The 26,900-nt window shown below is 40.7% G+C and carries 22 protein-coding genes and 1 tRNA gene; 9 read left to right on the top strand and 14 right to left on the bottom strand.

Going from position 1 to position 26,900, the window contains the following annotated elements; genetic code table 11:
- Positions 1–2 precede the first annotated feature (2 nt).
- From IPM34_04130 to IPM34_04120, 3 genes are all read right to left on the bottom strand, one after another.
- Positions 3–1,289 (bottom strand): insulinase family protein, encoded by a 1,287-nt coding sequence (locus tag IPM34_04130; protein ID MBK8954729.1) that lies wholly within the window; start codon positions 1,287–1,289, stop codon positions 3–5.
- Positions 1,273–2,676: a class II fumarate hydratase gene (gene fumC, locus IPM34_04125; protein ID MBK8954728.1), complete on the bottom strand. Its 1,404-nt coding sequence runs from the start codon at positions 2,674–2,676 to the stop codon at positions 1,273–1,275. Before fumC ends, IPM34_04130 begins: the two co-directional genes overlap by 17 nt.
- A 231-nt stretch (positions 2,677–2,907) precedes the next feature.
- Positions 2,908–5,289: a choice-of-anchor B family protein gene (locus IPM34_04120; protein MBK8954727.1), complete on the bottom strand. Its 2,382-nt coding sequence runs from the start codon at positions 5,287–5,289 to the stop codon at positions 2,908–2,910.
- A 187-nt stretch (positions 5,290–5,476) separates the two neighbouring features.
- On the opposite strand from IPM34_04120, the gene IPM34_04115 reads away from it, so the two are divergent.
- Entirely contained in the window at positions 5,477–8,065 is a 2,589-nt protein-coding gene (locus IPM34_04115; GenBank protein MBK8954726.1) for a gliding motility-associated C-terminal domain-containing protein, read from the top strand.
- Positions 8,017–8,247 carry a hypothetical protein gene (locus IPM34_04110; GenBank protein MBK8954725.1) on the top strand — a complete coding sequence of 77 codons (231 nt, stop codon included), beginning with the start codon at positions 8,017–8,019 and terminating at the stop codon, positions 8,245–8,247. The genes IPM34_04115 and IPM34_04110 overlap by 49 nt, the downstream gene beginning before the upstream one ends.
- Positions 8,248–8,600: 353 nt before the next feature.
- On the opposite strand, the gene metG is transcribed toward IPM34_04110, so the two are convergent.
- On the bottom strand, positions 8,601–10,754 hold the full coding sequence (gene metG, locus IPM34_04105) for a methionine--tRNA ligase (GenBank protein MBK8954724.1): 2,154 nt from the start codon (positions 10,752–10,754) through the stop codon (positions 8,601–8,603).
- Positions 10,755–10,882: 128 nt separating this feature from the next.
- Between metG and IPM34_04100 the strand changes: the two genes are divergently transcribed.
- The 4 genes from IPM34_04100 to IPM34_04085 all read left to right on the top strand — a co-directional run bounded on the left by IPM34_04100 (position 10,883) and on the right by IPM34_04085 (position 13,838).
- Positions 10,883–10,966: transfer RNA gene (locus IPM34_04100), tRNA-Leu, on the top strand.
- Positions 10,940–11,236, top strand: a complete 297-nt coding sequence (locus IPM34_04095; protein ID MBK8954723.1) for a hypothetical protein — start codon at positions 10,940–10,942, stop codon at positions 11,234–11,236. Before IPM34_04100 ends, IPM34_04095 begins: the two co-directional genes overlap by 27 nt.
- A gap of 238 nt (positions 11,237–11,474) precedes the next feature.
- The gene (locus IPM34_04090) at positions 11,475–13,415 is read left to right on the top strand and encodes a hypothetical protein (protein MBK8954722.1); all 1,941 of its coding nucleotides are present in this window, start codon (positions 11,475–11,477) and stop codon (positions 13,413–13,415) included.
- 51 nt (positions 13,416–13,466) lie between these two features.
- Positions 13,467–13,838 (top strand): VOC family protein, encoded by a 372-nt coding sequence (locus IPM34_04085; GenBank protein ID MBK8954721.1) that lies wholly within the window; start codon positions 13,467–13,469, stop codon positions 13,836–13,838.
- A 75-nt stretch (positions 13,839–13,913) separates the two neighbouring features.
- Here IPM34_04085 and guaB read toward each other — a convergent pair whose 3' ends face one another.
- The gene (gene guaB, locus IPM34_04080; GenBank protein MBK8954720.1) at positions 13,914–15,395 is read right to left on the bottom strand and encodes an IMP dehydrogenase; all 1,482 of its coding nucleotides are present in this window, start codon (positions 15,393–15,395) and stop codon (positions 13,914–13,916) included.
- 43 nt (positions 15,396–15,438) lie between these two features.
- On the opposite strand from guaB, the gene IPM34_04075 reads away from it, so the two are divergent.
- Positions 15,439–15,903: a nucleoside deaminase gene (locus IPM34_04075; GenBank protein ID MBK8954719.1), complete on the top strand. Its 465-nt coding sequence runs from the start codon at positions 15,439–15,441 to the stop codon at positions 15,901–15,903.
- 144 nt (positions 15,904–16,047) lie between these two features.
- Complete coding sequence (locus IPM34_04070; GenBank protein MBK8954718.1) at positions 16,048–16,593, top strand: hypothetical protein; 546 nt, start codon at positions 16,048–16,050, stop codon at positions 16,591–16,593.
- Between the two features lie 226 nt (positions 16,594–16,819).
- Here IPM34_04070 and IPM34_04065 read toward each other — a convergent pair whose 3' ends face one another.
- The 4 genes from IPM34_04065 to IPM34_04050 all read right to left on the bottom strand — a co-directional run bounded on the left by IPM34_04065 (position 16,820) and on the right by IPM34_04050 (position 21,547).
- The gene (locus IPM34_04065) at positions 16,820–18,940 is read right to left on the bottom strand and encodes a T9SS type A sorting domain-containing protein (protein ID MBK8954717.1); all 2,121 of its coding nucleotides are present in this window, start codon (positions 18,938–18,940) and stop codon (positions 16,820–16,822) included.
- Positions 18,941–19,124: 184 nt separating this feature from the next.
- Positions 19,125–19,877: a metal ABC transporter ATP-binding protein gene (locus IPM34_04060; protein ID MBK8954716.1), complete on the bottom strand. Its 753-nt coding sequence runs from the start codon at positions 19,875–19,877 to the stop codon at positions 19,125–19,127.
- Complete coding sequence (locus IPM34_04055; protein MBK8954715.1) at positions 19,874–20,881, bottom strand: zinc ABC transporter substrate-binding protein; 1,008 nt, start codon at positions 20,879–20,881, stop codon at positions 19,874–19,876. The genes IPM34_04060 and IPM34_04055 overlap by 4 nt, the downstream gene beginning before the upstream one ends.
- Positions 20,882–21,547 (bottom strand): metal-dependent transcriptional regulator, encoded by a 666-nt coding sequence (locus IPM34_04050; GenBank protein MBK8954714.1) that lies wholly within the window; start codon positions 21,545–21,547, stop codon positions 20,882–20,884.
- A 55-nt stretch (positions 21,548–21,602) separates the two neighbouring features.
- Here IPM34_04050 and IPM34_04045 point away from each other — a divergent pair, with 55 nt between their 5' ends.
- Positions 21,603–22,178 (top strand): nitroreductase, encoded by a 576-nt coding sequence (locus IPM34_04045; protein MBK8954713.1) that lies wholly within the window; start codon positions 21,603–21,605, stop codon positions 22,176–22,178.
- A gap of 86 nt (positions 22,179–22,264) precedes the next feature.
- Here the strand turns inward: IPM34_04045 and IPM34_04040 are convergent, their stop codons facing one another.
- The 5 genes from IPM34_04040 to IPM34_04020 form a co-directional block, all read right to left on the bottom strand.
- Positions 22,265–23,569 carry a hypothetical protein gene (locus IPM34_04040; protein ID MBK8954712.1) on the bottom strand — a complete coding sequence of 435 codons (1,305 nt, stop codon included), beginning with the start codon at positions 23,567–23,569 and terminating at the stop codon, positions 22,265–22,267.
- A 3-nt stretch (positions 23,570–23,572) separates the two neighbouring features.
- Positions 23,573–25,009 carry an MBOAT family protein gene (locus IPM34_04035; GenBank protein MBK8954711.1) on the bottom strand — a complete coding sequence of 479 codons (1,437 nt, stop codon included), beginning with the start codon at positions 25,007–25,009 and terminating at the stop codon, positions 23,573–23,575.
- Positions 25,010–25,083: 74 nt separating this feature from the next.
- Positions 25,084–25,782: a 16S rRNA (cytidine(1402)-2'-O)-methyltransferase gene (gene rsmI / locus IPM34_04030; protein ID MBK8954710.1), complete on the bottom strand. Its 699-nt coding sequence runs from the start codon at positions 25,780–25,782 to the stop codon at positions 25,084–25,086.
- A gap of 15 nt (positions 25,783–25,797) precedes the next feature.
- Positions 25,798–26,061, bottom strand: coding sequence for a phosphoribosylformylglycinamidine synthase subunit PurS (gene purS, locus IPM34_04025; GenBank protein MBK8954709.1), 264 nt, complete (start codon positions 26,059–26,061; stop codon positions 25,798–25,800).
- Positions 26,058–26,759: a CDP-alcohol phosphatidyltransferase family protein gene (locus IPM34_04020; protein ID MBK8954708.1), complete on the bottom strand. Its 702-nt coding sequence runs from the start codon at positions 26,757–26,759 to the stop codon at positions 26,058–26,060. The genes purS and IPM34_04020 overlap by 4 nt, the downstream gene beginning before the upstream one ends.
- Positions 26,760–26,900 lie beyond the last annotated feature (141 nt).

The following is a 26,900-nucleotide window of genomic DNA, read 5'->3' as shown; positions in this document are numbered from 1 at the left end:
ATTTAAGCAAGTTCCTGTTTGTAATACAAACTGATTCTTTGATCAAAAGGAAAATATTTTACAGCTGCCTCGCGAATGTTTTCTGCATTCAGTTTTTTATAATTTTCAAATTCCGTAAATATCAATTCCGGATTTCCTAACCACTCCGCATAAGAGAGATTCAATGCCTGATTCATAATGCCGACCTGACTAAAAAGATAAGCGCTTTCGTTTTTGTTCATAAACTTCTCCCAGGTATGGGCATCAATATTTTCGTTTTGTAGTTTGGAAATGATATCCCAAAATTCAGTTTCAGCCTGTTCAATGGTATGGCCTGGATTTAACTTACCTTCTACCAATATCAAGCCTGGGTCGATGGTCGAAGTGATATAACAATCGATGGTCGAACAGATCATTTTTTCCTTCTTGAGAATTTTATAAAGCAATGAACTCTTGCCTTCGGCAAGCACATCTGTTAAAAAATCGACTGCATAAAAATCGGGATCCATTCTTCCGCAATATGGGAAGGCATAATAAAATGCTTCTTCCGGCAATTGTTTTCGGTTGGTGTGTGTTCTGGCTTCCTTTAAAGCAGGCTCAGCAGGATATTTTCTTTGCACAGGATGCCCGCTTTGAAAAGCTGCAAAATGTTTGTCGATGTATTTTTTAGTTTGTGCGACATTTATTTTTCCGCTAATCACCAAAACTGCATTTCCGGGATGGTAATATTGATTGTAAAAAGCCTCAGCATCGTGTATGCTCAATGCAGACAATTGTTTGGGATCCGAACCGATAACCGGCCAACGATAGGGATGAACCTTGTACGCCATTTGCATGATTTCATGTGAGAACATTCCATAAGGATTGTTCATATACATCTCACTGAATTCTTCCAGTACAACGCGCTGTTGTGTTTTAAAATCTTTTTTACTTACATGAAAACCACTGATTCTGTTTGCCTCCAGCGCCAAAATTAATTCCAACTGAGCAGCGGGTGCCACCGCATAATACTGGGTAGTGTCGGTCGTTGTAAATGCGTTGCAGTCTCCACCGGCGTTTTGCAACAGCTCGTCGAAATCCACCCCGGGTCCGCAATTTGAAAACATGAGATGCTCAAATAGATGGGCCAAACCGGTTTTATCCGCTTGTTCATCTCTGGATCCCACTTTATACAACATACAAACGGCAACCAATGAGGTGTTTTCCTCCGGTTGTATGATCACCGTCAATCCATTGTCGAGATGGTATTTCTCGAAGGGCGGAATGAGCGATGGACTTATATTTGAAGACGGATTATGATTTTGTTTCACCAACCATATTTTCGGGTATGACCCATTGATCGAATTCTTCAACACTGAGATAACCCAGACGGACGGCCGTTTCTTTTAAAGTGCTTCCATTTTTATGGGCCGTCTGTGCAATTTCTGCAGCTTTATAGTAGCCTATTTTGGTGTTCAGAGCGGTCACCAGCATCAGCGAATTATCGAGATGCTTTTTGATGTTTTCGGGAATGGCTTCTATTCCCGTTGCACATTTATCGTTGAATGAAACGCAGACTTCACCAATCAGTCTTGCAGAATGCAGAAAATTGTAAATCATCATGGGTTTAAACACATTCAATTCAAAATGTCCGTTGGAACCTCCGATATTGATGGCTACGTCGTTTCCCAAAACCTGTGCAGCGACCATGGTCATTGCTTCGCACTGAGTGGGGTTGACCTTTCCGGGCATGATAGAAGATCCGGGTTCATTGTCTGGAATAAACAATTCTCCAAATCCACATCTCGGACCTGAGGCTAACAGTCGTACGTCATTGGCTATTTTCATAAGACTGCAGGCTACTGTTTTTAAAGCACCATGTGATTCTACGATAGCGTCATGAGCAGCCAGAGCTTCAAATTTATTTTCGGCACTTTTGAAGGGCAATCCCGTCAGGGTGGCAATATGCCGGGCCACGTTTTCCGAATATCCGGGAGGTGTGTTGATGCCCGTTCCGACTGCAGTTCCTCCAAGCGCCAGTTCCGACAAATGATCGAGGGTATTCTCGATCGCGCGGATTCCGTGGTTGAGTTGCGATACATATCCTGAAAACTCCTGGCCTAAAGTGAGCGGGGTGGCATCCATCAAATGGGTCCGGCCGATTTTTACAATATTTTGAAAACTTAGAGATTTTTCTTTTAAAGTGTCCCTCAGCTTTTTCAAACCCGGCAGGGTGACATCTTGCAGGATTTTGTATGCAGCAATATGCATAGCTGTAGGGAATGTGTCGTTGCTGGATTGGGATTTGTTGACATCGTCATTCGGATGCACCGATTTTTTTTCATCCATCAGTGTGCCTCCTCCGAGAACATGAGCCCTGTATGCGATGACCTCATTGACATTCATATTGGATTGGGTACCGGATCCCGTTTGCCAGACCACCAGTGGAAACTGATCGTTCCATTGTCCGGAAAGTATTTCATCGCAGACTTTGGATATGATGGCACATTTGGCTGCATCCAGAACGCCGGCATCGAGATTGGCCAGAGCCGCCGCTTTCTTGAGATAAGCGAAGGCATAAATGATCTCAATGGGCATCCGGTTGGTCTCTCGGGCAATCTTGAAATTTTCGATAGATCGCTGGGTTTGGGCGCCCCAGTACACATTGGCGGGGACTTCCACAATCCCCATGGTATCTTTTTCTTTTCTGTAGTCCATACGTTGTATTTGGCAGCGCAAAGGTATAACGATATGGAGGATTTTGGAATGGAATTTTAGGTACCGTTCCCGTTATACTAAATGTAGCGGTGAGATCGGGCAAACCGATACTAACAATTGTTAGTTATAAATTTTATACGATGGCTTCACAAAACCCGGAAAGCCGAATCGATTCATTGCATTCTAGTTTAAAAACTATGCCTCCTGGATACCTATAGAATGAGCATAACTTTAAATTTTCACAAAACTGCATTTGAAAGCTGTCCCCTTTATGTGCACCCAATAAAGGCCTGCTTGCAGTTCGCCTATATCCATTTCGATTTCTCCCTGTTTTAAACAAGACCTTTGCAACAGGTTTCTGCCGAAGAGATCTGAAATCGTTAAACTTGCAGGTAAAGGGATGTTGCCGGGAAGATTTAAATGGATTATTTGGTTTGCGGGATTAGGGTAAAGCTGGATGGATGGGTAGGTTTCTTCAGTACTTGCATTTATTTTGCCGATACATTGGAATCCATCAAAGGCAGCGATCAGCCGGATTTCCTTAAAAAAACTATCCACATGATTGAATAGTTTGAATTGGAAATGGGCGGAGTCGCGTTTATATCCTTTTACCTTTAAATGGATTTTCGATACAGGATTGAATTGTCCGGTCAAATTTTCAGGAATGTTTTCCAAAAGCAAAGACGTATCCGTGAGCTGAAGCCAGGTTTGTTTGGTCGATTCGTAACCACCGTAGGACCAGGCATGATAGCTGAGTTCGATCTCATCAAAGCCACTGAGATCCATGGGTGGCGATTGGAGTGTCAATTGCCCTTTAAGATGATAGGCCGTATCCGAGATTTCGTAATTGCTGGTATAATAGGCATAGTTTCCAAAATCAGCATCAATGTCCTTCGTTGGAAAATTGCTGAATTTGAAAGCCAGTTCTTCAAATGTGCCTCTTCTCCAATGCACAAGGGGGTCCTGAGAAGTAAAAGATGTCCATTGCAGGTCGTGTAAAAAATCATCCTGATAGGCCTTGCCTAATTCCATTTTCAAATCCTGGTTTCCGTTGATGGGAAGATCGGCGAAGAATTCTGTGCGATACGACCATTTTCCGGCGGAGATATTCCAGGGCTGACTGTATATATCTTTAGCAAGAACCCGTCCGTCGGAATCACTTTGGTAACGAAATTCAAAATCACTGTTATAGAAAACGACTTCTGCGTTTTGAATGGCTTGTCCTGATTGTCTGTCGTTTATGTGAAGGGTGACATCATAGACAGGAAGTTCCAGCATATCAATATTCAGATAGACTGTACTGTCTTGTTTGATGAGGATCGTATCCCTATGCGGATAAAATCCTTTTTTGGTAACGAGAATGTAGGCTGTATCTGATAGGCCAAGTCCCGTTTTGATTAGACCGTTCAAGCCGGAAAAGGCTTCCGTGCTGATACCCCGGCTGGACAATTCCATTTTAGCATTCTGGACAGAGGAACCATCCCGGGCCGAACGTATGTTAGCATGCAGGTAAGCAGCCGGGTTGTTGTCATACTGCAATACAAACATTCCGTTTTCAATATCCGAAGCAATGCATAATCCATCCTTGAAAAATGGGTACACCGACCAACATCCATGGAATCCTTCCAGGTATTCTTCATGTGTATCGTACAACGCCACCTCCACCAAATTATAAGGATCGCGCGTATCCAGGATGCGCACGCCTTCGGTGTAATAGGATACATACAAACGATCGTTAGTATGAAACACATTATGTGGAATGACCGCGGGATACTCCTTATTGTTCACTTTATAACTATCTGATTTCCGAATGAATTCAAGGTCCGTCAGGTCCCAGGCTTCTACACTTGCCCCTTCCGTTTCATCAACAGTATAAAGTATTTTGCGATCCTTTTCAAGCCAGACAGAATGTGTAAAATGACCTCCGGTAGGCTGATCTGCAATTCGTTGTACGTTCTTTTTATCGCGACAATCAAAAATACTAAACACCCCGTTTAGCAATTCAGCTGCATAAACTGTATCGTTTCGGGCGAAAACTTCATGACAATAATATTCCTGGTTGTTGTACAATACCAATGGATTCCAGGGATCAACCCTTGGATCCAGTATGGCAAATGCATTGCCGATATTTTTTGCACCAGACAGGTATATCAGGCCTTTTTCATCGACAAACAAAGTATGTGAAGTCTGCAATTCCAAACTATCACCTTCCGCGTTCACCAATTGGCTGACAAACCTGTAGGGAATGGAATCCTTTGGCGATCTCAAATCGACAATCAGTAAACCTCCATAACTTTCGTTGACGATATAGGCAAATTGGCCGCTGGTCTTTATTTCTCGCCAAAGTGAAGGATATTCCAGAATTGAAATCAATTCTTGAGGATTGGCCGGATTTTCCAAAGAATAGATCCTCAATCCCTTTGAAGTGCCTAAAAGTGCATACTCTACCCTATGTGAGTCTGTGTAACCCCAAATACTGGATGCGTTTTCCGGAATTTTAACCTGCGCTATTTTTTGGAGGTGAAAGGACTGCTGGGCATTTATATCAATTGTAAATAAACAAATTACATATATAATATAATTTATATGTAAAATTTTTAAAATTAATTTCATGCGCTTTGTGAGTGTTTTCCTTTAAAGTAATAAAGTTGTAAAAGTTTTGCGAGCTGTACTCCTGAGTGACGTATGAAAATGTCGTAGAAATCGTTCATAAAGTTAGGAATGACCGTCTGAATAAGACAAATTTTAACATTCCTGCACCTGTTAATTAACTATTTTTGTCGCTCTTAATACATAACTGATGCGCTTGATTATTGCCTGTTTTGCTTTATTGTTATTGAATTTAACCGGAAACGCACAACCTTTGATGTTTATCGACAAAGCAGATTCGATAAATGCAAAGGCCGTGGATGTCGCCGGAGATGATTTTGGAGCCTGGTTTGCTTTGGTAACCGGCCAGGATTCCACCTTGTCCATGATCCAGTTTAATTACTGTGGCGAGGTTGAACAGAGCCACCGCATCGATTTGCCTCTCGGCGTTCAAGTCAGCGAGGCGCAGGTCGTCCATTTAGGTCAACGCAAATATCTGATTACCGCGGTAGCACATTCCGGCATTGGGGGATCCAGAATTCTCATTTTCTACTCCAACAATGCGAACATATCCTCGGCACAGTTTTTAGGCGCTTCAAATTCTACAGAACATCATACACCCATGATTTCTGTATATGACAATGATCGGATTTTATTGGCTTACCAATTCAGGAATGCAAAACGAAATCTGAGCAGCAGGGTCGTATTGCTGGATAGTTTGTTGAACCCTCAATGGACTAAAGAATTATCGGATAGCAGCGATCTCAAATGGATATTAATGACCCGGGAAAATGAGTTTGTAGTAGGTGATGGTTTGCAGGTAAGAAAATACGATACTTCCGGATCCAATATCTGGTCGAGAGGATTTACCGGATTGACACTTATGCAAAACACCGCCATTCAAAGAGATAGTCATATCGTATTCGGTACCGATTATGTCGATCCCATTCCTGATACGGGCCAAATTAAAAGACCCAGATTCAAACAAGTGATTGCAATTCACGAAAACGGTGATTTTGTATGGGAATCAGATCGCATTAGAAATTTAAGACAACCAGGTGTACTCAATGAATACAACAACAGACTTTTTCTAGACGGTACCCGGCAAATTGTCTTTCATGGAGTAGATACTGTCAACAGTACCCAACAAGCTTCCATTATAGCTCATAAAATAAATAATACCGGAAGGGTGTTCGAATCTGTATATTTTAAAGCGGAAGATACAGTGAGAGACTACAAAGCCGGTCTCATCAACGATGGAAATGTTGGTATTTGTGCAGTATTAGGAAATGACAGCACAGGCCGAGGCATGCTGAATATAAAAGCCGCCACCCGATTGGATGTATGCGACAGCGCGAAATTCAATTTTCTTCAACGGGGTTTTATCAATATGCAGGAAATTCCAAACATAGCTGCAAGGGACTCACAAACACAGAGACAAGCTGTTCCTTTCAGGGCATTGGAAGTTCCAGCAACCTTTGTAAGACAATGCGAAAAATTCGATTTGCAGGATAGTGAAATCCCTGAGGTACTCTGTAAAGGAGACTCCGTATTTCTTGCCGGTATACAAATACCCAATGCGCGGTACGAATGGAGCAATGGGACCAACCAATCGGGAACCTGGGTTAAAGAAGCAGGAAGGTACAGCGTCAAAATTGAGTATTGCGGAAAATCTGCAGTGATTACCTACATCGTGAGTTACAGGACATTTCAGGACATCGTTTTCAATATAGCAGAATGTAATTATCCGAGAAGACTATTTGCAAATCAGTTTCCCGATTCGCGTTACAAATGGCAAACGGGAGATACCACTTCTGCCATTGATGTGAGTGGGCCCGGCACCTATAATGTTACGGTTACAAAATGTGAAGTGGATTTTAAGATTACTTTTATTGTGAGTTTGCCGAAATTCGAGAACGATACTTTAAATTTCGATATTTGTTCTTATCCTGACACCATATATGCCAATTTCGATGGCAATGGGGCTAGATTTTTGTGGGATAATGATAGCACCCAAAGTTATAGAGCAATCACAAAACCAGGCACTTATAATGTAACTATTTTTTATTGCCAATCTACTTTTACAAAAACATTTATCATCAGACTTCCGGAATTCAATGATGAAGTTGAAGTTTATGAAATATGTAATTATCCAGATACATTATACCCTTTTAATGCACCTGGTGCTACTTACAATTGGGATAATGGATCCACTCAATTCTTTAGACCCATTACAAATCCAGGAACCTACAAAGTGACAATTTCTTATTGCCAATCTACATTTACAAATACTTTTATCATTAAATTGAAGGATGATTTAGCCGAGGTTAAATTAGACTCTTGTAATAAATTTCCTTTGCCTATTTTCATTATTAATAAACCGAAAGGAGTCAATGAAATATTGTGGAGTACCGGACAAACAACAGATACGATTTATGTATTAAAACCTGGAATTTATTCCGCTATTTTAGGTAGCTGTATACAAAACTTTAACGTACAAGCAGTTGAAGAAAAAATTCTACAATTCCCTAATGTGTTTGTACCCCAGTCGCAAATTATGGAAAACCAATCCTTCAAACCATTTATCAAAGACATCACTACTGTGAGCAAATACGAACTGGCAGTATTCAACCGTTGGGGACAAAAAGTATTCGAAACTACCAAAATAGATGAAGGCTGGGATGGCATTTTCGATGGCAATCCGGCACCTGTAGATACTTATACCTATTATGCAAAATACGAACGGGCAGAATGCGGCGTCCCCTCACATGTCAAGGGATCGGTGACGCTGGTGAAGTAGTTGGCAGTGATTGGTTGTTAGTTGCTGGTTGCTGGTTGTTGCGACTAACAATCGTTCGTTTTAAAATAAACAACCATCCTGATAAAATTGAAAAGATCTACAATTACGAAACAATCATGACCAATTTTGTCGAGAAGACTCTCATACTAACAGACTTCCAGACATTCATCCAAACCTACTAAGTCCAGGCCTACATGCCTTTATCCTGATCCCCTTCAGCCCTTACTATCCATTTATTGGATAAAGCCCAAAAAAATAATTTATAAATAATTGCAATTGATGGAACTAACGGATGTTAGCATTTGTTATTCCTACATGCCTACATGCCTACATGCCTACATGCCTACATGCCTAAAAGCCTAAAAGCCTACATGCCTAAAAGCCTACATGCCTAAATGCCTACATGCCTACATGCCTACATGCCTAAAAGCCTACATGCCTAAATGCCTACATGCCTACATGCCTACATTTCTACATGCCTAAAAGCCTAAAAGCCTAAAAGCCTAAAAGCCTACATGCCTACATACCTACATGCCTACTTCACCACCGACCCCGTAGCTGCAAATTCATCGACACTTACAAATGTTAGTTTTCCTTCGCTGTTTTCGGCCATAAGGATCATGCCGTTGGATTCAATACCTTTTAAAGGCCGTGGTGCCAGATTAGCCAAGAGTAAGACTTGACGGCCAATGATCTCTTCCGGTTTGTAGTGGAGGGCAATGCCGCTGACTACCGTGCGTTTTTCAAAGCCGAGATCCAATTCGAGTTTGAGGAGTTTATCGGCTTTGGCTACTTTTTCGGCGTGAATGATTTTGGCTGTGCGGAGATCCATTTTCGCAAAATCATCATAGCTTACATGCGGCTTCAAGGGTTGATAAGAAGTATTGGTTTCAGCAGCAGTTTGTGTGGCTCCGGTTGCTTTTGATTGATGCAATTTATCGATTTGCTTTTGAATGGATTCGTCTTCGATTTTACCAAATAAGTATTCTGCTTCATGGATTTGGTGGCCGCTCTCAATGAGAAATCCACCTTCGGCCAGATTATCCAAAAGGATGTTCAAATCATTTTCTTCCTGCAGCTCTGGCAGATTCATCATTTTGCGCAAACGCGATGCCGCAAAAGGCATAAAGGGATGCATGATGACGCTCAGTGCAACGACGTATTGCAAGCTTAAATTCATTACCACCTGCACGGTATCCGGATCCGATTTTTGCAATTTCCAGGGCTCGTTGTTTTGCAATAACTGATTCCCGGCGGTGCTGATCTCCATCAATTCTTTTAATGCAGATCGGAAATCGTATTCCCTTATGTACTGTGTGAGTTCTTGGATCTTGTCGAACAAATAAATCATTTCAGCGTCGTGAAATCCACCCAGCTCATCACCTGCCACGCCCTCGATACTTTGATCCGGATCAAAATCTGGCACCTGACCCTTGTAATATTTATGCGTAAGACTGAGGACCCTGTGAATAAAATTTGATAAATTATTAACGAGTTCGTTGTTGTGTGCATCCTGAAATCCTTTCCAGGTGAACTCGCTGTCTTTTTGCTCCGGCATGTTCTTCACGAGGTAATACCGGAGTGAATCTTCATAACCCGGCAGATCGTCCAAAAATTCGTGCACCCAAACTGCCCAATTTCTTGAAGTGGATATTTTATCTCCTTCGAGATTCATAAATTGATTGGCAGGAACATTGGATGGTAAATTATATCCACCGTGAGATTTTAATATCGCTGGAAAAATGATGCAATGAAAAACTATATTGTCCTTTCCAATAAAATGAATGAGCTCCGATTCGGGATCCTGCCAATATTCTTTCCAGTCTTTATTGTTTTCGGTTGCCCATTGTTTCGTCGAGGAAATGTAACCAATGGGAGCATCCATCCATACGTATAATTTCTTTCCTTCAGATCCTTCAATTTCAGGAGGGACATCCACGCCCCAGTCCAGATCTCGGGTCATCGCTCTGGATTGCAGTCCACCTTCCAGCCAGGATTTACATTGTCCGATGACGTGATTTTTCCAGGTCTCCGGATCATGGTGGAAAGCACCATCTAAAGTCCCTTCTTCTATAAAGCTCTTCAACCACGATTCGTGATGTTGCAAGGGGAGATACCAGTGTTTGGTTTTTTTAATTTCAGGTGTTTCTCCGGTCAGCACGCTTTTGGGAGAAATAAGATCCATGGGATTCAAACTGCTGCCACATTGTTCGCATTGATCGCCATAGGCATTTGCGTTGCCGCATTTCGGACATGTACCGGTGATGTAGCGGTCGGCCAGAAATTGTTTTGCAAGGGGGTCGTAATATTGTTCGGATTCCAATTCTTCGAACGCTCCTTTTTTATAGAGCTCCATGAAAAATTCCTGAGAAGTTTCGTGGTGTAATTTTGCAGAAGTGCGGTGATAATAATTGAACGAAATACCAATCCTCTTGAAGGTCTCTACAAATTGCTTGTGATAGGTATCGATGATTTCCTGTGCCGTCTTATTTTCTTTGAGTGCCCGCATGGTAATTGCAGCGCCGTGTTCGTCCGAGCCACAAATGAAAACGATATCCTTACCGAGCAGTTTCTGAAATCGCACATAAACATCCGCAGGAAGATATGCACCACACAAGTGTCCTACGTGCAGGGGCCCATTGGCATAAGGCAAAGCTGCAGTAACCAGGTGTCTTTTATATGGAATCATGCCCGCGGATAATTCCTGCAAAGATAAGAGGTAGCCCGATATATAAGCTTTTTTTATATATTATTGAACTGCATCGCGAAATGCATCTTCTCCTTATTTTTGCACACTTGTTTCTAAAACAAGGCTAAGCCGAAGTGGTGAAATTGGTAGACACGCACGTTTCAGGGGCGTGTGTTCGCGAGGACATGTGGGTTCGAGTCCCACCTTCGGCACAATCCGGCATGGGTGTGGGTGTGAGCAAGGAGAAAGCCACACGAAGTGGCTTTCGACACAGCGAACCGACCCCATCAGTACTGATGGGGCAAGTGAGCTCCGTCGAACTAGATTTTGAGGCTTACGTAAAGTCTATTCCATCACAACAAACCCCTCCCGAATTCAGCATGGGTGTGGGTGTGGGTGTGGGTGTGGCTGACAGAATTCGGCATGTTAACATAACGAAAGAAAGTTTGGCGTTTGCAAAACCTGCCCAGGCCAAAACCTAAACTAAAATGAGAATGGAATCTGCTTCCGGATACGTCCCCGGTTTCATATTCTGGTCCTTTACATCAATCTTTGCCCTGATTCTAAATCTCATGCTTACCAGCCCGGGTTAAATCCTGTAATCAAGTTTTAATAGTTAAAAAAACTGACTTACATTTACCAATAGCCATTGGGCTTCGAATCAACATTAGTTTATTCTTCAATAACCAAGCCTTCTTTGAAATTGGATTGGGCCGAATTATGAAATATTTCATACTCTCCATAATCAGCTACTTGTATTTGGGGATGGATTTGCTCCATGCACAAGCAATCGTGGAAATCCCAACAGATCGGACCGTTTTGAACATTGGCAAGTACGTCGAGTGTTATGTGGATAGCTCAGCCACACAAACCATCTCTTCGATCCTTTCTAATAAACGAAATATCCCATTCCTGATAAGTAAACAGGATGTTCCCAATATCGGCATTACAAAGTCCGTATTGTGGATGCGGTTTAAACTGATCAACCCCCACGATCAGGACTGCTACCTCGAAATATCTAATAATGGCCTTGACAGCATATTTCTGTATGAAGTGAGTGGCGAGAGCATTTTAAATACTAAGGAATCAGGAGTAGGCTTGAGCATCTATGAACGGGAACTCCATAACAACAACTACCTCTTACTTCTTTGTAACAAAACGGATACTGCCAAGGAATTTTATTTAAAAGTCCGGCACAGCAGGGGAACCATTGTGCCCATCAAAGTCGGCACACTTAAAGGATTTGCGGAAGTATTCCATAAGGAAGATTTTATGATGGGTATTTATATCGGATTTATGTTTTTGATGATCCTTTATAATTTGATCCTTTATTTTTCGGTAAAAGATACGTCGTACATATACTATGTCATTTATGTCTTTTTTATGGCATTTATGAATGCTTCACTGAGTGGGTATGCCCATGAATATCTTTGGGGCGATTATGCGTGGCTGGGCCAATATGAAGATGTGATCTCCTCCTTACTAGGAATTTCTGGTATTTTGTTTGCCATTCACTTTCTTCACACCAAACAGAATGCACCGGTAATCCATTATGCCTTTGTTGGACTATTGGTATTGTTTAGTTTTAATATGGCCATCGTCCTTTCAGGAAATTTTATGCTGGGGACTATATATGTTGAAATAGCAGCACTTCTTTTGATCTGTATATTTTTTATTGGAGCGATCAGGGTATTGCAATCGGGATACAAACCGGCTAAGTTTTTCCTGTTTGCCTGGACTGCTTTGTTATCCAGTTTGGTGGTATTCATCCTGAAAGACTTCAACTTAATTCCTTATAATGCGATAACAGGACATTCGTTAAAATTTGGATCGGCTACCGAAGCCTTGTTGCTACTATTGGCTTTGGCCAACAAATTAAACACCATTAATAAAGAAAAGGAAGATGCTCAGTTGGATGCACTTCAACAATTAAAAGATAATGAGATTATCATTCAATCGCAAAACATCATGCTGGAGTCGAAAGTAAAGGAAAGAACGCAGGAATTGGCATTGGAAAAAAAGAAGACGGACGAGTTACTTCTCAATATTCTCCCTGAGGAAACGGCGGATGAGCTAAAACAAAGTGGTTCGGCAAAAGCAAAGCGATACGATTCTGTTACGGTGATGTTTACCGATTTTCAGAATTTTACAAAAACCAGTGAGCAGTTGGCCCCTGAGGAACTCGTGCAGGAAATCAATCGATATTATATCGTTTTCGACAACATTATTTCAAAGTACCCCATCGAAAAAATTAAAACAATTGGGGATAGTTATATGTGCGTGGGTGGATTGCCCACCGCCAATGCATCACATGCCCATGATATTGTTCAGGCTGCATTGGAATTCCAGAAATTCATGGAGACCAATAAAAGGGAATTGTCGGCCAAAGGACTCCGTTTTTTTGAGTTGCGCATTGGCATCCATACGGGACCTGTTGTAGCCGGAATAGTGGGCATCCGGAAATTTGCTTACGATATTTGGGGCGACACCGTCAACATTGCCTCCAGGATGGAATCATCGGGTGAGATCGGTAAAGTAAATGTCAGCGGCACAACGTATGAATTGATTAAAGATCAATTTAATTGTTTTTATCGGGGCAAGATTGAGGCTAAACACAAGGGGCAGATCGATATGTACTTTGTAGAGGAGAAGGCAGAATGAATTGAGGCCTCCTGATAAAGTAGGAGAATAATACCAATTAAATATGAATATATGAAAAATCCGGCAGGTTCTTTTGGATGGGCTGATCTCACGGTTGAAAATGCAGATCAGATCCGGGATTTCTATGCAAATGTCATAGGTTACAGTTTTAGTGAAGTGGACATGGGTGGCTATTCTGACTTTTGCATGAACTCACCGGATGACGGGCAAACCAAAACGGGAATTTGTTTTGCCAGAGGTAGCAACAGCGGACTACCGCCCGTTTGGCTGATTTATTTTTATGTGAATAACCTCGATGAGAGTTTGGAGAAATTAGTGGCCGCTAACGGAAAAATTATTTCAGGCCCGAAAAACATGGGTTCAGCGAAATATGCCATCGTACAGGATCCGGCAGGCGCTTATTGTGCTTTGTATCAGGAATGATATTTGAGTTGCAGTCAAATAAAAATCGAAAATCTTCATTCGCAGTTTACAAGCGAAAAAGGAAGTTCTAAAATCTTATCTCCTTGTATAATTAGGAGATTCTTTGGTAATAGTGATATTATGCGGATGAGATTCGTTGATTCCGCTGTTGGTAATTCTAACCAGCTTTGCACGATGCATTTCATTGATGTTGCGCGCACCCACATAACCCATACTGGCTCTCAGTCCGCCTATGTATTGGACCATGACTTCAGAAACCAGTCCCTTATAAGGAACCCTTCCTTCAATACCTTCTGGAACAAGTTTTTTAATATCGTCTTCCACATCCTGGAAATACCGGTCTTTGCTTCCCAATTGCATCGAACCCAAAGATCCCATGCCCCGATAAACTTTAAATTTCCTTCCTTCAAAGATGATGGTTTCGCCGGGAGCTTCTTCTGTTCCGGCAAAAAGCGAACCAGCCATAATGGTGCTCGCACCGGCCGCAAGTGCCTTAGGAATATCGCCTGTATATCTGATACCACCATCGCCTATTATAGGGACACCTTTTTTATTCAGCGCTTTTGCCGCCAGCGCGATGGCGGTAAGCTGCGGAACACCTACCCCTGCAACGACCCTTGTTGTACAAATACTCCCCGGACCCACTCCGACTTTAACTGCATTCACACCAGCCTGCACCAAATCCAAAGCAGCTTCTCCGGTAGCGATGTTTCCTCCGATCAACTGTAATGATTTAAATTTTTTTCGGACTTTTTTCACCATATCGAGCACTCCCTTGGAATGTCCATGTGCGGTATCGATACATACCACATCGACATCCACATGAACCAATGCCTCGATTCGCTCCAGGGTATCCGCGGCAATCCCAACTGCTGCACCTACGACCAATCGACCCAGAGCATCTTTACAAGAATTCGGATAGTTCTGAATTTTCATGATGTCTTTATAAGTGATCAGTCCGATCAGGGTGCCATCCTTCTTTACGACGGGGAGTTTTTCAATTTTAAATTTCTGTAAAATGGTTTTCGCTTTTTCTAAAGTTGTTCCGGCTGGTGCCGTAATCAAATGATCGGCAGTCATGATTTCAGAAATGGGCTTTTGCGGATGAGCCTCAAATCTTAAATCCCTGTTTGTTAAAATACCAACCAACCGGTAATGCTGATCCACCACAGGAATCCCGCCGATGCGATGCCTGGCCATAAGCTCCAAAGCATCTTTAACCTTCGCTCCCACGCTTAAGGTAACCGGATCTATGATCATGCCGCTTTCCGATCTTTTTACGCTTCGCACTTGTTCGGCCTGCTGCTCAATACTCATATTCTTGTGGATAAATCCCAGTCCACCTTCCCTTGCCATTGAAATCGCGAGGTCTTTTTCAGTAACTGTATCCATCGCTGCAGAAACAATGGGTACGTTAATTCGGATATCGGTAGTGAGCTGACTGGAAATATCTGTTTCCCGGGGGAGCACCTCTGAATAAGAGGGTACCAATAAAACGTCATCAAAGGTAAGGGCTTCCTGCTGTGGAAATTGCGAAGAAAAGAAATGTGGTTCCATGTGCAAAGATATAACTTTACCCCGGAAATGACAAAATGAGTCTATGATTCAGGTATTTGATGACGATTACTTTATGAAAATGGCATTGGATCAGGCCAATAAAGCTGCACAGCAAGGTGAAATCCCTATAGGCGCTATGCTTGTTGCCGGAAATCAAATCCTTGCCAAAGCACATAATCAAACTGAAATGCTCCACGACGTTACAGCCCATGCTGAAATCCTGTGTATCACCTCGGCTTCCCAACATCTCCAAAGCAAATACCTGAAACAATGCACGCTTTACATCACCCTGGAACCATGCCCAATGTGCGCGTCTGCTTTGCGATGGGCGCAATTGGGACGTTTGGTTTATGCTGCAGAGGATGAAAAAATGGGTTATATGCGTTATGGGAATTCCATGTTGCATCCAGCAACAAAAATTGAATTTGGCCTTCGGAGAGAAGAAGCTGGCTTGCTTTTGAGAGAATTTTTTCAAAAAAAGCGAATCTTAAAATCGCTCAGAAAATAAGATTTAAATAACAACGACAAGCCCTTGCCGTTTTATCCATTTTAAAATTCGTTAAGAAAAATAAAAAAAAATTCCTTTCTGGTTAAATTATATTAAAGTTTTATGGTCTAAGATGTGTTTACACTACCTTCGAAAAAAATACCTATGAAATACACATCTGCAATTCTAACATTAGGCGCAATGTTTTTGATAACAGCATGCAGTCCTACTTTGACCCCGTTCACGCAAAAACTTTACGACGATTACAAATGGAACGAAGAAGATTTAAGGAGAATTCAATTTTACATTTCTGAAGACATCATCCTTCGAAGAAAATTTACAGACGGGGAATCGAGAATCCAGGATGGAAAAATCAAAACCGTTCGCGGTGAAAAAGTGGAGGAGATCATCTTTAGAAGTGGTACGCCTTGCGTCTATCTCTTCTCTCCCAAATCCAATCGCTTTGCCATAAGTTTTGAGTCTTCAGATCCTCCCAAATACCTGATGTTTGGACCCAACCCTAAGTACAGCAGTCGTTTTATGTTATTGGGAAAAGAATGGGACAGGAATACCGGAACGATAACTTATAACAATCAAAATTGGTACACAACTACCGAGTCTGCTGTAAGTTGTTTACTGGTGGATCTGCAAAAAGCGAATTTTACCGAACATCAATCCGAAGTTGTCAAAGGACAACGTGTGGACAGATAAGAGTCTGAACACCTAAAAGAGCTGAAAACCTGAAGCTGAAAGCAATATTTAACGAAATATAATTTATCTTGTCATAAAAGACCTCACTTTAACAGTGACTTAAAATTATTGGACTTTAGATTAAGTTATTTATATTTTTCTTATAAATCATTTTCTATTCATATAACTTTATTCCCAATCTATTCAATTATCTTTTGCTTTCAGCTTCATGCTTTAAAACTACCTTTTAATACCTCATCACCTTCTTCTGTATGGTTCCCTGACCGGTGTCCAGCAACATGATGTAAACTCCTGAAGGCACGATTGAATTCGTCGTAGTGATACCGTTCCATTGATACTTTAGATAGTCACCATTTTCAAGAGCCGCTTCAAAACGATGCAGTGTACGGCCTGAAAGATCCAGGATTTTTCCCTGAATATTATTCTTTAGAGGAATTTGATTTTTGAAATGCACTTCCACATTTAAATGATCAACAAATGGATTCGGATATATTTTAACATCCCACAAACTATCCAGGTTGACATCTTCATTTGCAGTTGGGACATTCTTTTCGTCAATGCATGTCTTGCAATAAAGACTGGTATCTTCAACACAAAGAAATGCAGTATATAAACTTAAAATGCGACTATCCAGACTTTTTCTCAAAATATCAAATGAATATGTTGAGCCGTTAGATTGAGCTTCCAAGCTTTGTATACCTTGTGCCTGCCATTGTTTCTTTGCACTTGAATCCAATGTAATGACTTCATTTTCATCAATAACCAATGTATGAAAAAATAATTGATTGTTGATTTCACCATTCAATTCTATTGTTAAAGGATACTCTCCTTTAAATATGCCCAACTGCCTGATAATTGTATTCAATGATGTATTTAAACCAATATTTTGCATATTGTATTTACCATAACTGATCCCTCTGTTTGGTTTAAAATAAATTTCCAGGTATTTGATTATGGGTAAGGCATCGCTGTTTACTTCATTGAGGGCTGTTGTCAATGCTTTGCCATTTCTTGTTGCAACATAATTTCCTCCATACAAGGTTGCCAGATTGACCAGCAGGTACTCGTTATCATAATAATACTTGTTATTAAAATAACTTGATTTTGTACGGTTGCCATAATCCAGCACTGAAATTTTATACGCATTTGAATTTAGCCCGGTAATGTATTTAATTAAATCATTGGCTGCATTAAATCCATTAAACTGATCCGAATTATTGAGAAGAACGATGTTTCCTTTTTTTCCGTTGGCATCCAAAAATAAAATTCCTTTTTCTATGATGGATGGCAAATTACTAAAATTAGCCATCCTGGTTTTGGCCAGATCAAATGCAAGATCGATATTACCGGGTGAAGCTGAATGCCAGACATTGAATATTGGATACGCATTGATATTGGTTACCAATAAATTGAAAGAATCGCTAGACCTGAGACTTAACTTGATCTCGTTTTTCAAAGAATTGAGAACCGTTTCCTTTGGCAGGTTTGCTATTTCCTGATAGTCGATCAGGTAAAGAATTTTGTTGGATTTCACCTCGTTGATATAAGAGCCAGGTTGTATTGCCAGTTGATAAAAATGTTCTTCTCCGCTTTTATAGACCCCGAGGAACGCTGGTTCTGGCTTAAGTTGATTGAAAACCAAATTAGTTGGCTTAAATGTTCCTGCAGGAGCAAGTGTAAAAGTCTTATAAGTTCCAAGAACCGGGTCTGCGCTGGATTCAATCGGAGAACTATTCACATTATCAACTTTAACAAAATTGAAATCAGGATGATCCCAAACGATGACTGGAAAATCCAATGGAATAAATTTACTCGCGTTGGGAATTTCATGTGGAATCGCTATACTGATTTCAGAACTTTTCCAATTTACAGGTACCAAATACGTAATTTTTACACTGCGTTTTTCTGACCCCCCCATTGGAAAAACGCGAAGGCTGTAACTTGTTGCACTATGCTTTCTCAACAAAGAGGGATCTTTCCTCCGGTTAACAATATTTTCATATATATTTGAAGCGGTCCATATATCGAGCAAAGCGGCCTGGCATATATCCTCACCTATCCATAACCAGGAATCGGTAACAATGGCTTTTTCCGGCAAGGTAAACTGTAGGACAACTTCAAGGGAGTCGTTGACTTTATAGTTTTGTCCTTTTGCAGAAAAAGACAGATACAATCCATATTCCATAAACAGACCTTTTGGACGCACCGATAATAATACTTCTTCAACAGTGCCTTGTTTAGTAATCCAACTTGTCCGCACATCGCCTACAGTTAAACTGGCTTGACTTTGCACGTTGGAATAAAGACATATAAATGTTAAAAAAACGAGAATTCCACTTGCTTTCATGGTTATTGATTTACTACTAAAACGTATACCCTCCTCAAAACGTTAATTAATATTTAAAAAATTTTAAAGCAATTACGTGGGGTGTTTTGAGCACCTAATAATGTTTTACCAAATATCCTAAGCTGAGTTGTCGGGGAGGTAAAATAACTTTAAGGTTTGGCCTGGGAAAAGATTTACAGATTGTTTAGGTTTTTATACCCGGGTAATGCAATAAACTCGATTGGCTGGCGTAGGTAGCAGCTATGTTTTCCTTTGTGAAAACTTTGTCCGTTTCTCCATATGCCATCAACTTATGATTGATCAGAATGACGCGATCGAAGTAGGCTTGTACGCTTTCGAGATCGTGGTGTACTACCAATATGGTTTTGCCTTCAGATGCCAACTGCTTGAGAATTTCAATAATCCTTTGTTCCGTTTTCACATCCACACCTACAAAGGGTTCGTCCATCAGCAACATATCAGCTTGCTGGCATAAAGCTCTGGCTAAAAATACGCGCTGCTGTTGACCACCTGAAAGTTCACCAATCTGGCGCTGAGCCAGTTTCTCAATGTCGAGAAGTTGAATTGAACTGCGAATGAATTCGTGATCCTGTTTGTTCAAACGCTCAAACAACTTTTTATGCGGGAACCGTCCCATGGCAACGATATCGTAAACCGTGGCCGGAAATTGCCAGTCCACATCATCCTTCTGAGGAACATATGCGATGGAAGTCAGACACTCCTCGACATCTTTACCAAAAAACTTTATGCTTCCCGAACTGACGGGTAGTTGCATCAATATCGCTTTGAATAAGGTAGACTTTCCTGCTCCATTGGGACCAATCAATCCATAAATATGACCTGGCTCAATTTTCAGATAAATATTTGACAAAACTCTTTTTTCATCATAGGCTACTGAAAGCCCGGAAATGATTAATGAATAAACCTGGCCGTTCATAATCTACGCATGCTCCTGATCAGAAAATAAACAACTAATATAAGTAATATAAAAACCGGAATGTAAAAAAAGAGGCTAAAAGAACTGGATTTATCTTCAGATGTTTTTGGAGTTTGCAGAGATTCCGAAGGTATTTGATTCAAGGCTTCGACAATGACATTGGTATTCGACCGCAGCATTCCCGTATATGTACCGGCCTCTGTGCCTTCTTCCCCAAGAGAATCTGCAAATAACTTACCTCCGATTTTGACTTCGTTTTCTCTGCTGATTTGTTCCATTAATTTTGGGTTGATGGTACTTTCAATGAATATCGCAGGGATTTTCTGATCGCGTATCAATTTGTTGATCCTCAAAAAATCGCCCGTTTGCACATCTGCATCTGTAGAAGTTCCCAGAAGTGATTCGACTTTTAATCCATAACGATTTCCGAAATAATGGAAAGCATCATGCGATGTAATTAACACCCTGTGTTCTGCGGCAATCTTGTTTATTTGAGCGCTGATGTAGAGATGAAGTGAATCCAATTCATTTAAGTAGATATCCAGATTGAATTGATATTCGCGTTCGTGAAACGGGTCCAGTTCCATCAGGGCTTTGCCAATATTTTGTGCATATATTTTTCCGTGAAGAGCATCCATCCAGGCGTGTGGATCTGTAGAATTTTTAAATTCAGGATTCGTGATGGGTGTGATGCCTTCAGTAATTATCTTTTGCTTGGCCTTGGTGCCTGAAGAGCGAATCAGTTTCTCGAGCCAACCTTCAAAAGTAAAACCATTGATAAGAATTAATTGGGCATCATTTACTTTTCTTATGTCGCTTGGAGTGGGTTCATACAAATGAGGGTCCGAACCAATGGGCACAATCATATCGACTTCAACCAGGTCTCCACCGATAACTTTTGCCATATCGGCCCACATGGATGCTGTGGCCAGTATTGTCGGTTTCTGACCAAACAAACAACTGTTAGTACAAAGATATGCGAATAAAATAAATAGCTTTTTCATTTAAAAAGTTTTAACGATGATATCCAAAGCGGTTTGATGACTGATCCAAAATGAAAATTGCCGATCATTCCTCAATTGAATGGATTGATCATAAGTTGTCTTATCGAGAATCTCTATGGAAGATCCGGGTTTGAGATGCATACTATCCAGATACCTGAGAAATTCGGGTTTGTGCTGTCTGACACCTAAAACCAGAACTTTACTTCCGGGTTCACCGACATGGGCCAGGCTTGATTGGGAACGATAAGTAAAACTGCCGTTTTCATTGGGAATCGGATCACCATGCGGATCAAATTTTGGGTATCCCAAAAACGAATCCAAACGTTCCACCAGTTCGATGGAATGTACATGCTCGAGTTGTTCTGCGATGTCGTGAACCTCATCCCAACTGAATTTCAGTTTTTCGACCAGGAAAACTTCCCAAAGCCGGTGTTTTCTCAAAAGAGCGAGGGCAGCTTTTTGGCCTTCTTTGGTGAGACTCAGGCCATAATACTTCTGATAGCTGATAAATTTTTTCTCAGCCAGCCGTTGAATCATATCCGTTGCAGAAGCCGCAGCTGTACCCATTTCAAGGGCCAATTCTTTGGTGCTTACTGTTGAGTCGCCTTTGTTCTGCATGATTTTGTAAATTGCTTTCAAATAATTCTCTTCAGATACGGTCAACATGATCAAAATTTAGGCAAATCTAAATATTTTATAAGTTTAATCAAAATATATTTTTATGAATAGCAAATTTTCTACATTAACCGAGCTCATTACGACGAGAAAATCAGAATTTCCGTCGACCTACAAATCGGGCAACATTGATCCTCAATTAATAGATGAATTGATTTCCAATGCTTTATGGGCACCCAATCATAAAAAAACAGAACCTTGGAGGTTTGTGGTGATCCAGGGCGAGAAGAAAAAGGAATTGTCTGATTTCATGGCCGGACATTATCAAAAAACCACAGCTCCCGATCAATTTGACCCACTTAAGCAACGCAAAGCTTCAGAAAAACCACTTCAGTCGGCTGCTGTAATTGCAATTTGCATCCACAGAAGCCCGGAAGCCCTGATTCCATCCTGGGAAGAAACAGCTGCTGTCGCTTGTGCTGTTCAAAATTTATGGTTGGGCTGCACAGCCGTTGGAATTGGAGCTTATTGGAGTACACCCGGAATTATCAAACATCTCAACGCGTTCCTGAAACTTCAGGAACAAGAGGAGTGCATCGGCCTGTTTTACATGGGCTGGTCAGGCAACCCGGGAGTTGAACGCACCCGCAAAAGCCTCGATCAGGTAAGGAGGTGGTTATGAGGAATGGCTGAAGACGTTAATAACTAATAATTAATGACGAATAACGAATGATGAATAACTATTAACCATTAGCAATTAACTATCTTCTACTTCCCCTTCATCTCCTCCTCGACCATCCAGATCGCATCCATCCTGATTACGCTATCGACTGGAATTTGTAATTTAATTGATTTTTCACGGATGTGTTTCATCCAGGTAGAATCTGTAGGAATGTAGTTGACAAGATTTTGGACTTTTTCGTAAAAAGCCTTGCTTTTAAAACTTTTATCTGAAAGTATTTCTTCAGCTGTTTCAAAAAAACTCCAACCCAATCTCGAAAGATTTGCATCAGTAGAAATAACGACCACGATTTCACACGCTTCCAGATCTCTTGCCAAAAAGGAACTGTTTCCACTTTTCATTTCAACCCCACCGGGTTCGTATACTTCAAACATATAATACCAGAAAGGATTTCTATTGAAACTTTTGTGAATGCCCAGATTAAACAGACTCCAATAATACGAGTCAGCAATCACCATGACATTGGGTAAGTATTTCCCTTCTGGTTTTTCAAATTGATACTGGGGGTATGCATACAGCGGTCCGCGAAGCGGAAATAGCAAATTGAGTCCTTTTTCAATATCGTTATCATCAAATTCAGGTGGGGCTTTGTGTATCTTCCTCCACCAGATATCGGGCAGATCCTTTTTAAGTTTTAATTCAATGGTATGAATGAGCGAATCAGCTACCAAACAGGCAGCATAATGCGACCAGTGAATTCCGTATTTTGGATACAAGGCATGCTTAGATGTATCCTTAGCATCCAATAAAAAAGCATTAAAGTCAACATAATCGAGTTGAAAATGATCACAAGCCTGCAGGTAATGTTCGTAATTGGTTTCGTTTCTTGAATACTGAATGCTGTCCGGAAAATATTCAGGAAAATACTGGCCTTTGCTGGCTGCAAATACAAGCAGGAGTTCTTTCCCCTTTGATTTCAAAAGATCTCGGATTCTGGCAGCCCTTTGCATTCTGTTGTAAATGCTGTCTCTCCCTACAAAATCCAGCCCATAATACGCTTTTATGTAATTGTATTCGAAAAGATAATTTTGTTTTCCTCTGATGACCGAATTTGCATGAACTTTGTCAAACAGCAAGTAATCCCATTGATTGTTTAAACGGACAAAAAAACTCCTGAACCCGAATTCATCGTTTAACCAGGCTTCTTTGTAATGTTGATACCTTCCTTCAAACCAGTTCGTGCCGGTCATACTTACCAGCAATTTTTTTTCAATTCCTCCAGACAACTTCTTTTCCGAAAATAATTTTAAACTTCCCTGCAACCAGGGAATGGATATTAAAACCAATATGGCATAAAATAATTTCTTAAGTGGCTTCTTAGAATTTTCCATTTCCTAAAATCTAAAATAAATAAATGGATTAAATCCGCTCGAGCTGATCATGGCTATACACAGACTTAAAAGTAACAAAGAAACCAAGGCCATCCGGTAATGCCTTTGAAGTGTATAGGTTTGAAAATAAATTTGTTCCTGAATTTTTTTTCCTGAGGAAACATAAGTAAAAAAAGCAAATACGATACTCAAAGCTCCATAAAAAATGTATTCAAAATCAGCTTGAAATCCAACCTGGCCTGAAAAGAAAAACATGCTTTCCAAATATGCAAAGGCCTGATCCACTTCTTCTACTCTGAAAAACACCCAACCGATCATCACAATGAAAAAACACCAAAGTGTTTTGATCAACTTCAGCCCTCCCGAATGCATCTGATCGTATATTTTTTGAAGAAACATGCGTTCGAGAATCAACCAGCATCCGTGATAAGCACCCCAAATTACAAAATTCCATGAAGCCCCATGCCACAAACCGGAAGCCAAAAAAACCAACCATAAGTTCATATACAATCTCGATGGATTCCTGACCTGATTGCCCCCCAACGGAATGTACAAATAGTTTTTCATCCAACTTCCCAGGGTGATATGCCACCTCCTCCAAAACTCAGTAATACTTCCAGAAGTATAGGGATTATCGAAATTTTCAGGAAACCTGAACCCAATCATTTTTGCAATACCAATAGCCATGTCGGAGTAGCCACTAAAATCAAAATATATTTGAAAAGTGTAGGCAATTATTCCAGCCCATGCAACCGATCCGTGAATGGAAGTATAATCAGAAGCAAAGATTTCATCTGCATATTGACCCATATGATTGGCCAGGATCACCTTTTTTGCAAGACCCAATGCAAACCGGTAAAAGCCGGTGAGTTTATTTTCATAAGTTTCATTTTCAGATCTGTCGCTAATTTGATCTGCCAATTCGTGATAACGGATGATGGGTCCTGCAATAAGTTTTGGAAATAGGATAATATAGGTCTGATAATCCCAAAAATGTTGCAGCGGCTTATGTACTCTCCGATATACATCGACTACATAGGTGATTGTTTCAAAAGTATAAAAGGAAATGCCGATAGGCAATATGAGTTTCGTCCATTGAATGGAATTCATTCCGAAGCCTTCGAGAAAAACATTGACGTTTTCGATGAAGAAATTTGAATACTTGAAGTAAAATAAAAGCCCAAGATTTACACTAAGCGATAGAATTAACAACAGTTTTCTTTTTAATTGATTGGCCGATCCATCCATCCATCGAACCAAATGAAAATCAAGAAAGGTGGTTCCTAAAATTACAAAAATGAATTTAGGAGCACCCCAGCTGTAGAAAAATGTACTGAAGACGAGTATTACTATATTCCTGTAACGCTTTCCAACCAAATAATAACAGATCAGAAAAGCAGGAAGAAAATAAAGTATGAAAACGATACTGCTGAATACCATAAGCTCCGAACAAATGTAAGCTATAATTCCATCACTCGAGTACCTGGGTGTGGATAATGTAACATGAATAAAATTTACAAAGAATTTTTACCACCGATCACGATGACCCATTCTCCAACGATTTTTACCCTGGTAAGTTTATCTTTGATTTCGGCAAGGGTCCCCGTAATATACTCTTCATAGATTTTCGAAATTTCCTTTGTAAAACAAGCCTGACGATTTTCGCCGAATCCGGCAATCAATTCATCCACACATTTTAGGATTCTATGGGGCGATTCATATAATACTACGGTACAGGGTAATTCTGCCAACCATTGGATTTGCGTGTTGCGCCCCTTTTTCTGTGGTAGAAACCCGTTAAAAAAAAACTTATCACATGGCAGTCCGGAAGCCACCAAAGCTGGAACAAAAGCAGTCGCTCCAGGCAACGCGATCACCGGGATTTGCTCATAGCGACACGCACGGACGAGCAAATAAGCAGGATCCGAAATACCGGGAGTACCCGCATCTGTAACCAAAGCCATGCTAAGACCCGTCTTGAGTTTCTCTACGATCAATTGATAGGACCGGTGTTCGTTCTGACTGTGAAAACTTTTTAGCGATTTCTCGATGTTAAAATGATGAAGCAGTTTGTTGCTCACCCGGGTATCTTCAGCAAGGATTAAATCGACCGAAGATAAAATCCCCAAAGCACGTGGTGTCATATCAGAAAGGTTCCCAATAGGTGTAGGTACCAGATAAAGACAGGGCTTTGGATCTCGTTGTTTATCCATGTAAATTATAGGATATTAAACGGAAGCCAGCTCGGATATCGTATAACGGTAGTTTTCAGTAATGGGATTTGAAAGCAATTTTTTACAACTGTTTTCTACAATTTCGTTCGCAGCGTTTTCCGAATCAGCTTCAACCGTCAATTCGATATGTTTACCGATTCTTGCATCTCTCACTCCGTGGATATCCAGGTAATGGATGTTGTTGACTACAGCTTTTCCCTGAGGATCCAACAATTCCTTATGTGGCATGATGTCGATGGAGGCTTTATATGATTTCATATAGAATGCGATTGTAAATTTCGAAAAGGAAGGATTAAACTAAAAATAATATGGACCAGGATAATCAGGCTGAGAATACCGGCTCCTAGCCAAGGTATAAAAAGGAAACACACTGCTTGTGCGAACAACAACAACATATGTTTTTTTATCCAATCTCTCTGGGCATAAATTTTTAGAATTTTTAGACGGCTTACCATGAGTATAGAAAAAGCAATGATAAGACTCAGAAAAATGAATGGTTGAAAAAGCCAGGAATTATTTATTCCGGTATTTTGGTACAAAGACAAAAGTCCGGCAAAAAACAAGCCGCTAGCGGGTACAGGAAGTCCCGTAAAAAATGTTTGAGCTTGTTTTACATTGACATTAAATCGTGCCAATCTAAAGGCAGCCATCAAAGTGAGTAGAAATCCAAAAAATGGAATCCATTGAAGAGGTTGCTGAGAATTTTCAAGTATAGTAAAAGCGATCAAGCCTGGGACCAAGCCAAAACTAACCACATCAGATAAAGAATCCAGTTGCACACCCAACTCGCTGCTTTGCTTCATTCGTTTGGCGACAAAGCCATCCAAAAAATCAGCAAGACCCGCAAGAACCATAAAATAAATACACCAATCGAAATTCCCCTTTTGAAGGCTGACGAGCGCGCAGCAACCAAACATCAGGTTGCAGGAAGTCAATAAATTGGGAATGCTGAACATCTACCCTGAATAAGTCGCAAAAGTAATGGATTTGGGACTAGCAAGGATAGCTTGTGCATCGAATAATTCTCATGCTGCAATTAGGATCTACAAAATTTTTCTGAACTTAAAAACAGGAAACGGCATTGTTGCCCACCTTGT

Source organism: Saprospiraceae bacterium (genome assembly GCA_016716185.1).
Taxonomy (GTDB): Bacteria; Bacteroidota; Bacteroidia; order Chitinophagales; family Saprospiraceae; genus Vicinibacter.
This window is presented reverse-complemented; position numbering and strand designations above follow the sequence as displayed.

What these genes read in the sequence shown, in the direction of transcription:
- purS (MBK8954709.1), bottom strand. Translation starts at nt 26,061, where the DNA reads ATGAAATCATATAAAGCCTCCATCGACATCATGCCACATAAGGAATTG.
- IPM34_04115 (MBK8954726.1), top strand. Translation starts at nt 5,477, where the DNA reads ATGCGCTTGATTATTGCCTGTTTTGCTTTATTGTTATTGAATTTAACC.
- IPM34_04120 (MBK8954727.1), bottom strand. Translation starts at nt 5,289, where the DNA reads ATGAAATTAATTTTAAAAATTTTACATATAAATTATATTATATATGTA.
- IPM34_04075 (MBK8954719.1), top strand. Translation starts at nt 15,439, where the DNA reads ATGATTCAGGTATTTGATGACGATTACTTTATGAAAATGGCATTGGAT.
- IPM34_04035 (MBK8954711.1), bottom strand. Translation starts at nt 25,009, where the DNA reads ATGGTATTCAGCAGTATCGTTTTCATACTTTATTTTCTTCCTGCTTTT.
- IPM34_04045 (MBK8954713.1), top strand. Translation starts at nt 21,603, where the DNA reads ATGAATAGCAAATTTTCTACATTAACCGAGCTCATTACGACGAGAAAA.
- IPM34_04055 (MBK8954715.1), bottom strand. Translation starts at nt 20,881, where the DNA reads ATGAAAAAGCTATTTATTTTATTCGCATATCTTTGTACTAACAGTTGT.
- IPM34_04065 (MBK8954717.1), bottom strand. Translation starts at nt 18,940, where the DNA reads ATGAAAGCAAGTGGAATTCTCGTTTTTTTAACATTTATATGTCTTTAT.
- IPM34_04085 (MBK8954721.1), top strand. Translation starts at nt 13,467, where the DNA reads ATGAAAAATCCGGCAGGTTCTTTTGGATGGGCTGATCTCACGGTTGAA.
- IPM34_04060 (MBK8954716.1), bottom strand. Translation starts at nt 19,877, where the DNA reads ATGAACGGCCAGGTTTATTCATTAATCATTTCCGGGCTTTCAGTAGCC.
- IPM34_04020 (MBK8954708.1), bottom strand. Translation starts at nt 26,759, where the DNA reads ATGTTCAGCATTCCCAATTTATTGACTTCCTGCAACCTGATGTTTGGT.
- IPM34_04040 (MBK8954712.1), bottom strand. Translation starts at nt 23,569, where the DNA reads ATGGAAAATTCTAAGAAGCCACTTAAGAAATTATTTTATGCCATATTG.
- IPM34_04050 (MBK8954714.1), bottom strand. Translation starts at nt 21,547, where the DNA reads ATGTTGACCGTATCTGAAGAGAATTATTTGAAAGCAATTTACAAAATC.
- rsmI (MBK8954710.1), bottom strand. Translation starts at nt 25,782, where the DNA reads ATGGATAAACAACGAGATCCAAAGCCCTGTCTTTATCTGGTACCTACA.
- metG (MBK8954724.1), bottom strand. Translation starts at nt 10,754, where the DNA reads ATGATTCCATATAAAAGACACCTGGTTACTGCAGCTTTGCCTTATGCC.
- fumC (MBK8954728.1), bottom strand. Translation starts at nt 2,676, where the DNA reads ATGGACTACAGAAAAGAAAAAGATACCATGGGGATTGTGGAAGTCCCC.
- IPM34_04110 (MBK8954725.1), top strand. Translation starts at nt 8,017, where the DNA reads ATGCGGCGTCCCCTCACATGTCAAGGGATCGGTGACGCTGGTGAAGTA.
- IPM34_04095 (MBK8954723.1), top strand. Translation starts at nt 10,940, where the DNA reads ATGTGGGTTCGAGTCCCACCTTCGGCACAATCCGGCATGGGTGTGGGT.
- IPM34_04090 (MBK8954722.1), top strand. Translation starts at nt 11,475, where the DNA reads ATGAAATATTTCATACTCTCCATAATCAGCTACTTGTATTTGGGGATG.
- guaB (MBK8954720.1), bottom strand. Translation starts at nt 15,395, where the DNA reads ATGGAACCACATTTCTTTTCTTCGCAATTTCCACAGCAGGAAGCCCTT.
- IPM34_04070 (MBK8954718.1), top strand. Translation starts at nt 16,048, where the DNA reads ATGAAATACACATCTGCAATTCTAACATTAGGCGCAATGTTTTTGATA.